The sequence below is a fragment of the Streptomyces sp. NPDC004752 genome, assembly GCF_053601275.1.
The window spans coordinates 51,084-66,683 of the sequence record NZ_JBSGBN010000008.1 but is presented as its reverse complement, the minus strand read 5'-3'; the positions used below and the strand labels follow the sequence as shown (position 1 = coordinate 66,683).

Sequence of the window (15,600 nt, the reverse complement as noted above, 5' to 3'; positions counted from 1 at the left end):
CCTCAACTCAATATCGTCGCTGCCGACCGGACCGACCTGACCAACCGCCACGGAACGTCATGGATCAAGTGATCTCTTCACACGGTGGTGCCCCCGTCGACGGGGATGCAGGCGCCCGTGATGCCGGAGCCGGCGTGGGAGGCGAGGAGCAGAACGGCGGCGGCGACCTCCTCGGGCCGGGTCAGGCGGCCGGTGGCGGTGCGGCCGGTGAAGTGGCGTACCAGGCCGGGGTAGTCGGTGCCGAGGACACGCGCGGCCCGGGGACCCTGTTCGGTGAACCAGTCGGTCTCGACGGCGCCGGGACACACACAGTTGGCGGTGACGCCGTACGGGCCCACCTCCTTGGCCAGGACCCGGGTGAATCCGATCAGCGCGTGTTTGGCGGCGGCGTAGGCGCACAGACCGGGGTCCGGGTCGCGGCCTTCCATGGAGGAGATGTTGATGACGCGACCCGAGCGCTGCGGGACCAGGTGGGTCAGGGCGCGGCGGGTGGTGTAGAGGGCGGAGTCGAGGTTCAGGGCAAGGGTGTGGTGCCAGGTGTCGTCGGAGATGTCGGCGACGGTGGCGAAGTCGGTGGCACCGCCGACGTTGTTGACGACGATGTCGAGGTGCCCGTAGCGGTCCACCGTCTCGTCGACCGCGCGCTCGGCGTCGGCCCGGTCGGTGGCGTCGGCCACGCACAGGGTGACGTCGTCTCCGGCGTCCAGCAGGGCGAGAGCCGCGCGGCCGCTGTCCTTGGAACGGCCGGTGATGACGAGCCGGGCGCCGTGGGCGTGCAGGGCATGGGCGAGGGCCAGGCCGATGCCGCGGGTGGCCCCGGTGATCAGTGCGGTTTTGCCGGTGAGGTCCATGTGCTCTCCCGTTGTGGACCGGGTGGCGGGTGGTGGGTGGCGAGGGTGACCGTGTGCGGAATCCCGGGCAGGCCCAGGGGCAGCAACTGCCAGCCCAGGGGGGCCGGTTCCGGGCCGAGCCGGACCAGGGCGGGCCGGGGGCGCAGGGTGATCTCCACGTCGACCAGGGCACGCAGCAGAGGCCAGCCCAGGGCCTTGGCGATGGCCTCCTTGGCCGTCCACAGGGTCAGGAACTCCGCCCGCTGTACGGTCGTGGGCCGGTCCGCCAACGCGGCGCGCTCGCCCGGACGGAGGGCGCACCGCAGCAGCACCGGCGGCGGGAGGGAGGCCAGATGCTCGATGTCGATGCCGATCCGGGTGCCGTCCCGGGGCGTTGCGATCAGCGCGGCCACGGTGACGGGCCCGCAGTGGGCGGCGGTGAGGTACTGGGGAGGCAGGTCCTGTCCCGGCGCGAGCATGGGGCGGCCGAGCGGATCGCGGACCACGGTGACGGTGCCGGGCGGACGGGCGTGTCGCACCGCGACGGCATGGCGCAGCAGGACCCGGCCGGGCACGGGACGCCCCTGCGGGCCGAGGTGCCACCAGAGGTCGACCGGGCCCGCCGCTGAGGTCACCCGGCAGTGGCGGGCACCGGCGAGTGTGTGCACCGTCGGCGTCATGGGACCTCGGTCGCATCGGCCGGTGCGGGGGCGTGGGCCGGGACACGGGCGAGGACGGTGGCGCGCATGCCGGAGATCTGGGCGACGACATGGCCGTCCTGGGTGGTGGCGGTGCTGGTGCCGGTGGCGGCTGAGTGGTGGAGCCGCAGCCCGGCGGGGTGGGTCCGGACCAGGTCGTGGTCGTCGCCGTACTCGTACAGGGCGATGCGTTCGATGTGGTGGGGGACGGCGACGGCGTGGTGTCCGTCCGGCGTGGGAGCGAGCGCGGAGGTGCGGGCGAGGCTGTCCAGGAGGACCGCCGGGGTGGCGAGCCGGGGCAGCGCGGACAGCCGCTCCGGGCCGGGACACCAGCGGGCGCCGGCGCCCGAGCCGGTGGTGCGGCACTGGTCGGTGGCGCGGAAGACGCCGGTGAGCAGGACCGGGGAGGCAGTGTCGTAGTACGGATCGTCGACCGTACGGTGCGGTCCGGTGAGCGGGCCGTACGGCTCGGGCAGCGGGACCGGGCCGCCGAGTCGGACCGTGGCGCGGAAGTGCTCCCGGTCGCGTGCCAGAACACGTCCGTCGGGGGCGACGACATCGGAGCGGATGGTCACACTGACCGCGCAGGCCGCCCTTGCACCGCGACGACGGGCCTCGACGCGATATCGGGCGGGTTTGCCGTCGGTGCGGGCGCGGACCCAGGCACTGAAGGCGAGGGCGTCGACGCCGCGTGGCGGCAGTCCGGGGGCCAGGGCACGGGCTGCCTGGACCGCGATGTCGGCCAGCATCACACCCGGCACGGTGGGTTTGCCGTCGACCAAGTGGTCGCGCAGGAAGCCGTGGGCGTCCAGGTCGAGGACCAGGTGCCAGATGGCGTGGTCGGCGTGGCGGGTGGCGGGTTCGCCGAGCAGCCCCGCAGGGGTGGGTTCGGTGGGCAGTTGGGCCGGGGTGGGTTCGCCGAGCAGCTCGGCCGGGGTGGGCTCGCCGGGTAGTGGGGCCGGGGTGGGTTCGCTGGGCGGTCCGGCCGGGGTGGGTTTGCTGGGCGGTCCGGCCGGGAGGGCGTCATCGGTGGGACGTGGAGTGTGCGCGGGTGCGGTCGGGTGGTGTCGGTCGGGGTGCCCGGTGGTGCGCAGGCCCGGGAAACGGGCGTCGAAGGAGCGGTGTTCGGCGTCGCCGATGAAGGTGACGAGCCGGTCCTTCCCGCCCTCGCCGTGAGCGCGACGACGCAGTTCGGTCAGGAAGTGGGCGACTCCTTCGGCGGTGGTCATACGGGACAGGCGCGCGGTGCGGGCGGTGTGGGACTGCACGATGGCTCCGGAACCGAGGCCGGTCTCGTCCCAGATGGTCCAGGCGAGGGTGAATTCGCCGTCGGCGCCGACCTGGGCGGCGGCGGACAGGAAGTCGTTGGCAGGTGAGTAGTCGCTCTCGCCGGGCAGTCCGGCCACCCCGGTGACCGAGCCGAAGTTGCACCACAGTCGCGGGGCGAGCGCGCCGGTGAACGCGGCGCGCAGATGGTGGTAGCCGGACAGCTTGACGTCGCGGATACGGCGCATGCCGGGCAGGGTCTTGCGGGTGATGTCGCCCGGGTGGTGCAGTCCCGCGCCATTGACGAGCAGGTCGACGTGGCCCTCCCGGGCGCGTACGGCGTCGGCCAGGGCGCGTACGGCGTCCGCGTCCGTGACGTCGCAGCTGTGGAAGTGGACCTGGTCGGCGCCGCAGGACTCACCCAGGGCCCGTAGCGTCAGGGCGGACTCACGGGCGTGCAGGAGGCGGTCGAAGGCGGCGCTGATCTCGCCCACCGGCCGCCGCGGCGTGCGGGAGCGCTGGTCGGTGATGTAGCGGGCGCGCGCCGCGGGCAGCTCCTGGTCGGGGGTGTGCAGCAGGTCGTCCGGTAGGTCGCCGGGGCGGCTGGACCCCACCAGGTGCACCCGCAGCGGTACGTGACGTGCCAGGCCGAGCAGGCAGGCGGCGGTGATGCCGCGGGCGCCGCCGGTGGCCACGACCACCGCCGCGGGGGCGAGCGGCGGGGCGCCGCCCGCCACGGGAGAGCCGTCCTCGGTGAGACGCTGGACGAAACGGATGGCACCGCGATGACGGACCACGGGCAACCCGTCGGCGGGGCGGGCGAGTTCGTCCTCCAGAGCGGCCAGTACGGCCTGGGGTTCGGTGCTGTCGCCCACCACCGCGCGCATGGTGCAGCCGGTCAGCTCCCAGGCCAGGGACTTCACGAAGCCGGTGAACAGATGGGCGTGCGGGGCGGCCTCCTCGCCGAGGAACGGCGCCGTCACCCCCACGGCGACGGTGCCGCCCGCGGCGATCCGGTCACGCAGTTCACGGACCGCCCAGAACGCCGCCTCCTGCACGGCCAGTACGTCGGTGGTGGGCGGGGCGGGCCAGGCGGGCGCGGAGTGCAGGTCGGCGACGACCCGCAGATGCCGGAACCCCTCCGGGCTCTCACGCAGGATTCGGTCGACCGCCTGCTGCGGGTCCTGGTCCCCGTCGACGGCGACCAGGCGGCAGGAAGCTCCGGCGTCGACCTTGGCGCGCAGACCGCTCGCGTACCGGGAGTCGCTGATCACCAGGGTGCGGGCCGGCAACGGCCGTACCCCGCTGCCGCATGGTCCGGCCGGCTCCCAGCTCAGGGTGTGCCGCCGGGTGACCGGAGCCGGGGCGCTCTCGGTGGGCCGGGCCGAAGCCGTCGGCGCCGAAGCCGCCGACGTGGGGACCGGCACACGGGCGACGAGGTGCCGTAGGGCGGCTACCAGGTCGTCGGCACCCAGGTAGCTCCACTCGTCCGGTTCGTGGTGCTCGACAGGCAGCCGGTCCAACAGGGTGCCGAGGTCGGCGAGCAGGGGCCAGCCACGGGCGCGCGCGACGGATGCCCGGGTGAGCACCAGGGCGAAGGCCCCTTCGGCCGGCTCCCGGGACCCGCCGATGTCGTGCAGGCGGGCGAACAGAGGACCGGCGGCGCCGTTGACGCCCAGCACCAGCGCCATCTCCAGTTCCCCGCGCCGCAGATGCGCGGCGGCGGCCTGGAGGGCGCTGCGGCCCGAGGTGAGCCCGGTGTCGAGTGTCATCGTGGGACCGTGCAGGTCGTGCAGCGCGGCGACCCGGGCAGGGATCACGTTCGGCATCAGCCCGGCCAGGGTGTCCTCCCCGGGACCGGTGCGCTCGCGCACCGCGTCGAGGAACACCGAGGTGGCCTTCGACAACTCGGCGCGATCGAGCCCGCGGGGCAGCGGGTGCCTGGTGGCCTCGGCCAGCGAGGCGGCGTGGCAGCGGACGGTCATATCGGGCGAGGCGGCGGGGACACCGGCGTGCGCGGCGAAGACCCCGCACGTCTCCCGCAGCCCCTCCCACCAGGGCGAGGCATCCGGCGGGACGAGTGCGGCGACGGCCTGCAACGCCATCAGCTGGGCCCGGTCGACGCCCGCGGCGGTGCGCGCGGGGATGCGTATCTCGGCGAAGGACGGGAGCGGGTACCGGGCTCCGAACGAGCGCCGTGCCGCGGGGTTCTGGCCATCGGCCAGGCGGCGGGCGACGTCCGCCGCGTCCGGGGTTTCGGGCAGATGGGCCGACCAGGCCACGACCACCACCGGATCGTCCTCGACGAGGGCCGGCAGGGAGGCCGGTGCTCTATCGCCGGGCCGGGGGGCGTCCTGGAGCAGCAGATGGCCATTGGTCCCGCCGAACCCGAACGCCGACACCCCCACCGTCCGTGGCCGGTCGGCCGGGCGCGGCCAGGGCACCGGATCGGTCGGCACCCGCAGCGGCGGCGCGTCGTCGGGACAGCGGTAGGGGATCTGCGGCGGGATCGTGGAGTGGGCCAGACCCTGTAAGGCATGGACGACCGAGAGCGCACCGGCCGCCCAACCGGTGTGGCCGAACACCGACTTGCTCGACGTGCACCAGGCGTGCGGCAACTGCCCCGACAGCACGCCGCGTTCGACCCGGTCGCCGACCGGGGTGCCGGTGGCATGGGCGATCACCCAGTCGATCTGCTCCGGTACGACGCCGGACACGGCGCGAGCGCGGGCCAGCGCCCGCTCCTGACCGGTGGCGTTGGGGGCGTGGACGGCCCGGCCACGCCCGTCGGACGCCGCGCCGAACCCGGCCAGCACCCCGAGAACGTGATCGCCGTCGGCCCGGGCGGCATCCAGCCGTTTGAGGGCGACGAACGCCGCCCCGTCGGCGAACAGCACCCCGTCCGCGTGCGCGTCGAAGGCACGGACCGCACCCGACCGGCTCAGCCCGCGCAGTCGGGAGAACAACACGCTGTAGCGCGGTCCCAGGGAGAACACCCCGCCGCACAGGGCGAGGTCGCACTCCCCGTCCAGCACGGCGCGGGCGCCCAGGTCGATGGCGTACAGCGCGGAGGAGCACGCGGTGTCGACGACCTGCACCGGCGTCGGCGCGGGAAGCAGCGACGCGACGGCGGCACGCAGCGCCGCCGACGGCAGGTGCCCGGTCGGCGTGCCCGCGTGCCGGTGGACGGACCGCAGCCAGCGGACGAGCAGCGCACGCAGCGTCTCGGGATTCTCGGCCGCGCTCCCGCTCCAGTGCTCCGCGATGCCGTCGGCCGCGGCCTCGACGAGCAGGCTCTCCTCCATGTGCTGCGATCCCTCGGCCCAGGCACCGGCGAAGCACGCGGTGCGGACGCCGGCGCCGGACGCCAGGCGCGGGGCGTCGCACTGGAGAAGCGCGGTTCGCGTCCAGACGGTGAGGAAGTCCTCTTCGGCGTCCGACGCGGGGTGGATGTAACCGGCGACCCGGCTGTAGGTGCGGTCCGCGATGTCCTCGGGCGACCAGAAATGCTCCAGCGGGAACCGCTCTCCCGGCTCGCTGAACTGGGGTATGCCCTCCATCAGCCGGTGCCAGAGCGGGTCCGGTCCCTCGGCGCCCGGGGCCACCAGACCCATGCCCACCACGGCCACCGTGTGTGCCGCCACCCGCTCCGCGCCGTCACCGCTTACCACGGCCGCGTTCTGGGTGGGTGGTGCCGCGGTGGGGTTGGCGGGCCGTGTGGAAGAGGTGGGTGGGCCGTCGGCGGATGGCGCCCTGGTGGGGTTGGGAGGTCGTACGGAAGAGGGGGTTGGGGCGTCGGTGGGTGGTGGCTCGACGGGGGCGGGAGGTCGTTCGGGGGCGGGGTGCGGGGCGTCGGCCGGTGGGTTCTCGGCCGGGGCGGCACCGTTGTGGAACGGAGGGGAAGGAGCTGGTGCGGCACCGGTGTGGAACGGAGGTGGGGGAGTCGGGGCGGTGGACGGCTCGGGGTGGCTCGGGGTGAGCATGGCGCGGCCCACGGACAGTCCGCCGTCGGCCAGCAGACACTGCCCGGAGATCCAGCGGGCCTGCGGAGAGGCGAGGAAGGCCACCAGCCGGGCAAGGTCGTCCTCATGGCCCACCCCGCCGAGCGGGGCCGCCGCCGCGCAGGTCGCCCGCAGGGCGTCCGCACCGGGGAACAGGGCGGCCGTGGAATTGTCCAACAGCCCCGCCGAGGCGGTGTTCACCCGGATTCCCAACGGGCCGAGATCGGCGGCCAGATACCGGGTCATCGCCTCCAGCGCCGCCTTGCACACCCCCACCATGAGGTAGTTGTCCATGGCAAGTGCGGCGCCGATGGACGAGACGTTCACGATGGCACCGCCGCCGCGCGCGGCCATCAACGGTGCCGCCTCAAGGGCACACCAGCGGGCGCCGTGGACGTTGGTGTCCAGCGCCCGCTGCCACTCGGAGTCGCTGAGATCGTCGAAGCGGGCGAACACGCCCCGCGCGGCGTTGTTGACCACGATGTCCACACCGCCGTGCCGCTCGGCCAGTGCCGCGAACATCGCGGTCACCTGGTCGTGTTTGGCGACGCTGGCCCGCAGCGCCGCCGCCCGCCCCCCGGCGGAACGGATCGACGCGACGGTTTCCTCGGCGGCCCGGGGCGAGTGGAAGGAATTGACCACCACGAAGGCGCCGTGCCTGGCCAGTTCACGGCTGATCGCCGCACCGACCCCCTTGCCACCCCCGGTCACCAAGGCGATCTTCCCGGTCAGATCCCGTGCCGCGGGCACCTCGGGTCGGCCACTCATGCCGGCACCCCCGCGCGCAGGCCGTCCGCGGGCAGTGTGCTCAGCAGCCCGGCCAGCGCGTCCAGTGTGGTGCAGCTGGTCAGGCGGGAGCCGTCCGGCGGCAGGGTGCGTCCGAAACGCGCGGCGGCCCGGGCGAACAGTTCGGTCTGTTTGATCGAGTCCACCCCCAGATCCGCCTCCAGATCGGCATCGTCGGTCAGGACCTCGGGCGGATACCCCAGCGCCGCCGCGTACAGGGTCCGCAGCGTGGCCACGATGGACCGCCGGTCCGGGAGCGTCCGCGTACCCGGCGAGGGTTCCTCGGCCATGGTGTCGGCGGCTGCGCAGGATACGGCCCCGGCGGCATCCTCGGCCACGGTCACGGTCCCGGTGGCCGCGGAACCCGCACGCGCCCACGTCGTACGGTCCTTGGCCGCACCGGTCCCGGTCCAGGCGGCCGGGGGCCGGTGAACCGAGGGCGCCGGGCGGGCCGACGTCGGGCCGAGGTCGCCGAGTGCCTCGGCCAACTCGGCGCCGCTCACCCGGCGTCGCAGCGGCGTGACCACCCGCACGCCCGGCACCGTCGCCGTCACCAGATCGCTCAGCACACCGCGAGGGCCGCACTCCACGAACACCTCCACCCCCTCCGCGTGCAGCAGACGGACTGCGCCGGTGAACCGCGTAGGCCGCACCAGATGGGCGGCGACCAGGTCCGCCACCGCGTCGGTGTCGTCCACCCGCCGTCCCAGGATCGCCGAGTGCAGCAACTGCCGCGCCGGCCCGGCCCGCAACGAGGTCGCCCGGCGGGTGAAGTCGCCCGCCACGGCGGCCAGCATGCGGTGATGGAAGGCGTACGGGACCCGAAGCGCCGTCGCCCTGACCCCGACCGCTTCGGCGGCTCGCCGTACCCGGCCCAAGGGTTCGGCGGGGCCGGACACCACGCACTGACGAGGACTGTTGTCCGCGGCCAGGGTCACCTCCCACTCCCCGAGACCCACCAGCAGTCCTTCGGCGCGGGAGGCGGACACCTCAAGTGCCAGCATTCCACCGCGCTCCGGCGGGCGGGCGGCGAACGCCTCGTCGCGGGCGGCGACCAGCGCCATGCCCTCCTCCAGCCCGTACACACCGGCCGCGGTCAGGGCCACCAACTCGCCGAAGCTGTGTCCCAGCAGCACGTCGGGACGCAGGCCATGACGCTCCGTCAACAATCGGAACAGCGTCATCTCGGCGGCGAACAGCGCCGTGTGCAGGTCCGCGGGTGCCTCGCCCGCCAACTCGGCCAATGTCGGCGCCTGTTCGTCGAGCAGCAAGCGGGAGGGGGCGTTCCGTCCCAGGCGGACGGCGGTGGCGTCCAGAAGGCGCAGTGTCTCCTCGACCAGCGGTTCATCCACGGCGAGCCGGGCGAGAACAGCGGGCAGGTAGGCCCCCTGCCCCGGGAACACGACAGCGCAGCGCTCGGCCACGGCAACTCCTCCACACAGAGCGACAACAGAGCGGAACCGGAAGAATTCCGAGAAGGCCCGTGCCGCCCGCCCTGCGCGGGCAGCGGTCGGCGGCACGGACCGGAGAAGGTGAGAAGAAGGAGGAAAGACACCGCCGGTGACCCCCGTCCTTCGGGGGGCCGCACCGGCCCCGTTCGGGGGCGCACAGGGGGACCTGCGCAAGGGGTTGTTGTGTGACAGCCGGAACACGGACCAGGACGAGGGCCAGGACAAGAACCAGGACAAGAACCAGGACACGAATCAGGGCAAGGGCCGGACGAGAACCAGAACAGGGACCGGAAAGGGAACCAGAACCGAAAAGGGAACCAGAAGTGGAAACGGAAACGGAACCGAAAAGGGAACCAGAAGCGGAAAAGGAACCAGGACGAACGGCCGTCCCCATGCACACGCATATTCAGCATCCCGCTGGGAGCGTCCGCAGTCATCACCCACACGAGTGAGGAGGGGGTGGCGGGAAGCAGAATCCGCTCGCCGAACGCGCGGACGTGACCCCGTCCGCTACCCCAGGGCGCTCCGGACCGCCGAATGCGCCTCTTTGTGACGGAGGAGGCGGCTGTGCCGCCCGGTGGTCCCGTGTCACCGAGGTGGCTCGACAGGTTGCAACGCGGCAGGCGCCGGGCGCCTACCGCACCTCCGGTGACGCTCTGCCGTCCGCTGCCGCCGTACCGGCACCCCCCGTCCGCCGGTACGCACCGTGCGAGGCGCGCCACAGGCGCACGTCCGTCCGGCTGAGCAGCAGTACGCCCGCGATCAGCCCCAGCCCCACCAGAAAGGCCAGCGGCCCGGGGAGGGCGGAGCCGCCCAGGAAGGACATCGGCACGAGTACCGTCCCGAACAATCCTGAGTACAGCTTGAGGAACCCCGTCGTGACCTGTCCCGCCCGCCAGGTCCGGTACAGCAGCAGACCGGCCACCGTCGCGATGACCAGCACCACCGGGATGTTGCCCGTCCGTCCGCCCCCCAACTCGGCCAGGAACACCCCCCATGCCAGTGCCAGCAGCGGCACCGCGGCCTTGACCGCCCGGGGCCGCGCGGTACGGCCCATCGGCAGGCCCGGCAGGGCGAGACCGGATCGCAGGAAGACCGGCCGGACGGCCAGGGGGAAGGCGGTCTCCACCCAGGCGTTGCGGTCGAGCAGCCAGAGCGCCTCGATCTCGGGGTCGTCGCTGCCGAGCGGGACCAGGTGGGGAGTCCAGTCCGCCTCGAACCAGATGGCCTCGCGGACATACGTCTCCGGGGGGTCCGTCCGGTCCCTCCTGACCGGCGCCGAGGGCGGCAGGCCCTTCGGGAAGGCGTCCTGCATCACCAGCCGGAAGGTCTCGTACTGATCGGCGTCCCGCACACCGATCAGCACCAGCCGTTCGGGTCGGCCGCGGGCGACGATCTGCTCCACCTCCCACCGCAGTTGCCGCCCCGGACCGCAGGCCAGCAGGACGAGCGACGCTCGGTCCAGAGCCGCGAGCACCTCCTGCTGCCAGGCCAGGTCGGAGCTGTAATGGCGTCCCGCGCCCGGCTGGGGAAGCCGGTCGCCGGGGCGGCCCAGCGCCACCATCCGGCCGAACGGCGCGACCGCGCGGGCCAACTGCTGTTCCTCGGTCTCGGTGGACGCCGCCCAGGGGCCGTCCCGCATCGAGCCGTGCTGGACCCGGGCGAGCCCGGCGTCGTCGGCGAAGGAACGCAGGAACAGCACGACCGGTTCGTCCTCGGGCAGTTCGGTGAGCGGCCGCAGGACCGCGGCCCGGTGCCGGTACCCCTGCCGGATCGCCCAACGCCCGGCCGCCAGCAGGCACACCATCAGCGCGAGTTCGACGGCGGTCGTGAGCCATCCCTGCTCGGCCCGCCAGGTGCGCAGCGACCGATAGGCCACCGCTCCACTGGCCATCCCGAGGCCGGCCGAGGCGGTACCGACGACCTGGAGCAGCAGGCCCAGGGAGCGCGACTGGCGCAGCCGGGTGGGCGGTCGCGGCGGTCGCCGGCCGGCTGACGGCTGCCGCTCCTCGGTCATGACTTCCCCCTCCGTCAGCCCCGGACCATGACGAGACGTCACGTCAAGGCTGGCAGAATCACTCGTATGGCGGAAGCAGTTGATACGGCGGTTCGACAGGTCTGGGACCAGCAGAGTGTCTGGTCACAGGCGGCCGACTCGGCCAAGGCGGCGATCGGCAGGGCGCGTGCCTTCGGACTGACGCTGGGCATCGTGGCGGCGGCGCTGTCGACCCTCGGCTCCCAGGTCATGTCCTGGCAGTCCGTCCCGGGCCGGGCTCTGGTCATGCTCGCCGCCATCTCGGCCGGGCTCGTCCCCCTCGCCACCACCTGGTCCGGTCCGGCCGCACTACGGGAGTGGACCCGGCTGCGCTCGGTCAGTGAGGCGCTGAAGAGCGAGGTCTGCACCTGCCTGGCCGGGGCCGGGGCCTACCGCACCGGCGGTGCGGGCACGCTCCTCGACCGGGCCCACCGCATCCTCGCCGATGCCGGTGACCTGGCCCACCTGACCATCGGTCTCGCACCCCGGCAGCGCCCCCTGCCCGACATCGCCGATGTGGAGTCCTACGCCGCAGTGCGCCTGGCCGGTCAGATCCGCGACTACTACCGGCCGCGTGCCGTGCTGATGAGCCGCCGCTGCGCCGTCGTGCGACGCAGCGAACTGTTTCTCGCGGCGGCAGCGGTGGTGCTGGGCGCGGTGACCGCCGCCTTCGGTGTGGACCAGCCCGCGCTGTGGGTGGGCACGATCACCACGGTGAGCGCGGCCGTCACCGCGCATGCCGCGGCCGCCCGCTACGCGTACCAGGAGCTGGAGTTCTCCCGTACCGCCGCAGAACTGGACCGCCTGCTGACCCGCTGGTCCGCCCGGCAGCGGTCCGACGCGGCGGCGGACGACGGCTTCGTGAGCCGCTGCGAACTCGTGATCTCCGCGCAGAACGAGGCATGGATGGCGAAGTGGGCCGCTGACTAGCCCGGGCGGCCTCTCACCGCCGACAACGCCGACGTCCCATCAGTAACCGCGGCCCCGCACCGCCCGCGTGCCGAATTCGCCGAATCCGGGCAGATGTTCAGCTGCCCTTGGCCTCATATCCTGAACCCTCTGGGGAGACACGGGAGTTGGGGGTACGCGTGGCGGCGGCACATCCACCGGCGGACGGGGCGAATGGGCCGGTCGACGAAGGCGAGCCCTTCGTGCGACTCGCTTCTCTGCGGCAATTGCAGCAGACCGTCGCGGACATGAACACCGCTCGGAGCCTCGCGGACACGCTGCAGAGCGTCGCGGACGGGGTACTCACCGGCCTCGGTTACGAGCTGTCGAGCGTCCATCTCGTGCGCTCGGACGGCGACCTCGTCGTCTCCTCGGCCGGCGGCGAGGCAGACGACGGTGCGGACAAGACGGGGCAGGTCGCGTCCCGTGAGATCTGGGAACTCCGGCTGGCCGGCGGCGAGGCATGGGGCGAGCTACGTTTTGTCCCCGCCACCGAAGGACGCGAACTCGACGGCGACGACCTGCCCCGGTACGCGCAAGAACCCGCACCCTGGAACGCCGACGAGTGGCAGCGCGGCGACCGCCTCTTCGCACCGCTGTACACGCCAGGCGTCCGAAACGACGGCGACCTCATGGGGGTCATCTCCGTGGATCGGCCGCGCAACGGGCAGCGCCCCGGAGCCTGGGGCCGTGAAGCGCTCCAGATGTATGCCTTCCAAGCGGCCATCGCGATCAGCAACGCGCGGCTCAGAGGCAATATGCAGAAGGCCCTGGTCAGGCTGGAGCGGGAACAGCAGGCCCTGCGCGCCAGTGAGGAGTCCTTCCGGCAGACATTCGAGTACGCCCCCTCCGGCATGATCATCGCCGAGATGGGCGGCGACCAGCACGGGCGCATCCTGCGCAGCAACGACGCGCTGTGCCGGATGCTGGGCCGACCCGCCTCCGCGATGCGCCGTTACTCGGTCTCCGACCTCGTCCATCCCGAGGACATCGGCACGTTGTTGCGGACCTCGCCGGAGGGCGGCCGGACCGAACTGCGGCTCGGGCACCGGGACGGCTCATACGTCTGGGTGTCCCTGCGCAACTCCGTCGTCGCCGACGCCGCCGAAGGCCCCCGCTTCCTCCTCACCCACGTCGAGGACATCCACGAGCGCAAGCGCCGCGAACTGGACCTCTTCCACCGTGTCACCCACGACGCGCTCACCGGCCTGCCGAACGCCGGGGAAGCGCGCGCCAGGCTGGCGGACAGACTGTGCCCGGCCCCTGACCTGACTCCGGCCGACGGCCATGACCACACCTTCGCGCCCGAGGGCGACAGAGAAAAGCGTACGAAAGGGCTCGCGGTGTTCTTCTGCGACCTGGACGGAATGCGCGCCATCAACGAGCGTCTCGGTCCTCCCTTCGGCGACGCGGTCCTCGTGGAGGTCGGACGACGGCTGCGGAACTTCCTGCGTGACGACGACACGGTCGCCAGATACGGGGGCGACGAGTTCGTCATGCTGATCGATGGGATCGGCCCGACGGAATCGCCTGAGCTGATCGACTCCCTCAGAGCGGCGCTGAGGGCACCCATGCGGATCGAGGGGCGCGTCGTACGGGTCGAAGCCAGCTTCGGCTGTGCCTGGGCGGCCTGTGGGACGCCGGTCGAGGAAGTGCTGCGGACAGCGGATCTACGGATGTACGACGACAAGAGGTCCCGGGCCGGGGAGGTCGCGCAGGAGCGGCGCCCGGTGAGCGTCTCGGAGCGGCGTATCGCCGGATCACTCCCCGAGCGTCCCGCCGGATCCTGGGCTCCGCACCGGCCCGCCGTGCAGCGGCACCTGGTGCGGACGTGGACGACGAAGGACACCGATGCCTCCGCGCCGACCAGGAACGTCGTGGTCCGCTCAAGCGAGGAACTCGCCCGGCTCGCCGGCAGCGCGCATGTCCACCACGTGGTCTGCCATGGTGCCGTCGCCGACCTCGGTACGCTGTGCGACCTGCCCGCGCTGCGCTCCCTGGTGATCGCCGACAATGCGACGCTGTCGCACCTGGACGAGTTGGAAGGCTGCCAGAGGCTTCGCTTCCTCACCGTGACCGGCTGCGGTTCCCTCCGCGACTGGGCCGGGGCGGCCGGCACCGGAGTGATGTTCATCGAGGTCGGCCCCGGCCATCCGGTGCCGCCCCTCAAAGCGTTGGCCGGGGCCGGCCGGCTGCGCGAACTGAACCTGTGGGAGGCGCCGGCGGACGGCGATCCCGACATCGAAGAACTGCGGAGTGCCCTGGCGACGGTGCGGGTGCGCGTCGGGCCCCGGCCTACTGGCTGATCCGGCTCAACCTTCGGTACGTGCCCAACATGTCGCGCTCCTGGCCCGGCGACAGAGCCTCCAGACACATGAGGTCCGCCGCGGCGCCGTCGACGTTCGCCTGCTCGTGGACGAAGAGGAAGAGCAGATGCGGAAAGGCAGCCAGCAGGCGGCGCAGCAGCTCGGCGTCCGGCTGCACGCCCAGGACGATGGTGACGGGCCCGGACTCTTCTTCCTCGCGGGCCAGCCAGCGGCGCAACTCGTCCTCGTGCATGTCGAATCCGAGGAACTGGTCGACGAGGAACTCATGGATCTCGGCGATCAGGCTGTCGACGAAATCCATGCCCGGCCGCGGTACGGGTGTGTGCCGGAGCCAAGGGGCGGGGGATTCGCTGGCACGGCGTACATACATCTCGGCGGTCTTGACGTTCGTCGCCGTCAGCACAGCGACCCGGCCCTCCGAGAAGGTCTCGCACAGGGTGTGCAACTGCCTTGCTGCCGCGCCGGGCACACGGGCGAAGGGCACCACCACGTCGACGACCTCCTGACGGTGGTCCTTGTGTCGAAGATGGGGCAGCAGCTCTCTCAGGGCCTCGCGCATGGAGCACTCGGCGCCGTACTCCGCCACCGGACGTTCGCTCAACAGGCCAGCGGAAACAACGTAGTTGGAATGGTCGGAGGTGTAGGCGATGTGCTCCATGCCGAGCTGCCGGGCAACCTTGGACAGCATCGGCGCCGACACGTTCTCGATGCGGCCCGCCAAGTACTCCGTCACCTCCGGGTAGGGGAGGGAGCCGTGCGACTCCACCAGTGCCCGCAGCCGGTCCGTGAGCCTGACCGGCGCAGCGTCGGACTGTGCGGATCCCGACCACCTGGCCAGGTCGAGGCGGCCGAGGCCGAGTCCCGCCAGTCGGCTCTGCTCCAGGTCGGCACGTCGAACGCCCGGCAGCATCACCGGCAGCAGCACGAACCGTCCCCCGGTCACCTCCCGCAGGATCGTGGACAGCATCGCCTCCTCCATGACGTACTTGGAGTCAAGGGCGTGCGGCGACAGCAGCAGCACGGTGCCCTGGCAGTGGAACAGTTCGACCATCAGCTTCCGGTGCCACTCGTCGCCCGTGCGCAGCAGACTCTGGTCGATGACGGGATCGCAGCCCAGTTCGTCCAACAGCGCCACGATGGCGTCGCGGTGGGCGACGCACGCGCAGCTGGCCGGAGCGCACTTGTCCGGGTGGGAACTGTGACTGACGAAAATTCTCGGGCGCGCCATGGACGGGCTCCTGCGGTGGGGCGTCGACGT

General features: G+C 72.5%; 8 protein-coding genes and 1 pseudogene. 3 read left to right on the top strand and 6 right to left on the bottom strand.

All coding sequences use genetic code 11. The features are described 5' to 3' along the window. Positions 1 to 77: 77 nt before the first annotated feature. The 5 genes from ACWEKM_RS05605 to ACWEKM_RS05585 form a co-directional block, all read right to left on the bottom strand. Positions 78 to 851 (bottom strand): SDR family NAD(P)-dependent oxidoreductase, encoded by a 774-nt coding sequence (locus ACWEKM_RS05605; RefSeq protein ID WP_451619865.1) that lies wholly within the window; start codon positions 849 to 851, stop codon positions 78 to 80. Then, positions 824 to 1,510, bottom strand: a complete 687-nt coding sequence (locus tag ACWEKM_RS05600) for a 4'-phosphopantetheinyl transferase family protein (protein WP_451619864.1) — start codon at positions 1,508 to 1,510, stop codon at positions 824 to 826. Before ACWEKM_RS05600 ends, ACWEKM_RS05605 begins: the two co-directional genes overlap by 28 nt. After that, on the bottom strand, positions 1,507 to 7,563 hold the full coding sequence (locus ACWEKM_RS05595) for an SDR family oxidoreductase (RefSeq protein WP_451619863.1): 6,057 nt from the start codon (positions 7,561 to 7,563) through the stop codon (positions 1,507 to 1,509). The genes ACWEKM_RS05600 and ACWEKM_RS05595 overlap by 4 nt, the downstream gene beginning before the upstream one ends. Next, the gene (locus tag ACWEKM_RS05590) at positions 7,560 to 9,005 is read right to left on the bottom strand and encodes an acyltransferase domain-containing protein (RefSeq protein WP_451619862.1); all 1,446 of its coding nucleotides are present in this window, start codon (positions 9,003 to 9,005) and stop codon (positions 7,560 to 7,562) included. The genes ACWEKM_RS05595 and ACWEKM_RS05590 overlap by 4 nt, the downstream gene beginning before the upstream one ends. A gap of 661 nt (positions 9,006 to 9,666) precedes the next feature. Then, entirely contained in the window at positions 9,667 to 11,049 is a 1,383-nt protein-coding gene (locus ACWEKM_RS05585; RefSeq protein WP_451619861.1) for a hypothetical protein, read from the bottom strand. Positions 11,050 to 11,115: 66 nt separating this feature from the next. Between ACWEKM_RS05585 and ACWEKM_RS05580 the strand changes: the two genes are divergently transcribed. From ACWEKM_RS05580 to ACWEKM_RS05570, 3 genes and pseudogenes are all read left to right on the top strand, one after another. Continuing rightward, positions 11,116 to 11,997 (top strand): DUF4231 domain-containing protein, encoded by an 882-nt coding sequence (locus tag ACWEKM_RS05580; RefSeq protein WP_451619860.1) that lies wholly within the window; start codon positions 11,116 to 11,118, stop codon positions 11,995 to 11,997. 158 nt (positions 11,998 to 12,155) lie between these two features. Further along, positions 12,156 to 13,749: pseudogene (locus ACWEKM_RS05575) on the top strand (diguanylate cyclase domain-containing protein). Further along, a complete protein-coding gene (locus ACWEKM_RS05570; protein WP_451619859.1) occupies positions 13,746 to 14,321 on the top strand; it encodes a hypothetical protein in 576 nt (191 codons plus the stop codon). Before ACWEKM_RS05575 ends, ACWEKM_RS05570 begins: the two are co-directional and overlap by 4 nt. On the opposite strand, the gene ACWEKM_RS05565 is transcribed toward ACWEKM_RS05570, so the two are convergent. After that, positions 14,311 to 15,570: a toll/interleukin-1 receptor domain-containing protein gene (locus ACWEKM_RS05565; protein ID WP_451619858.1), complete on the bottom strand. Its 1,260-nt coding sequence runs from the start codon at positions 15,568 to 15,570 to the stop codon at positions 14,311 to 14,313. The genes ACWEKM_RS05570 and ACWEKM_RS05565 overlap by 11 nt on opposite strands. Positions 15,571 to 15,600: the final 30 nt, after the last annotated feature.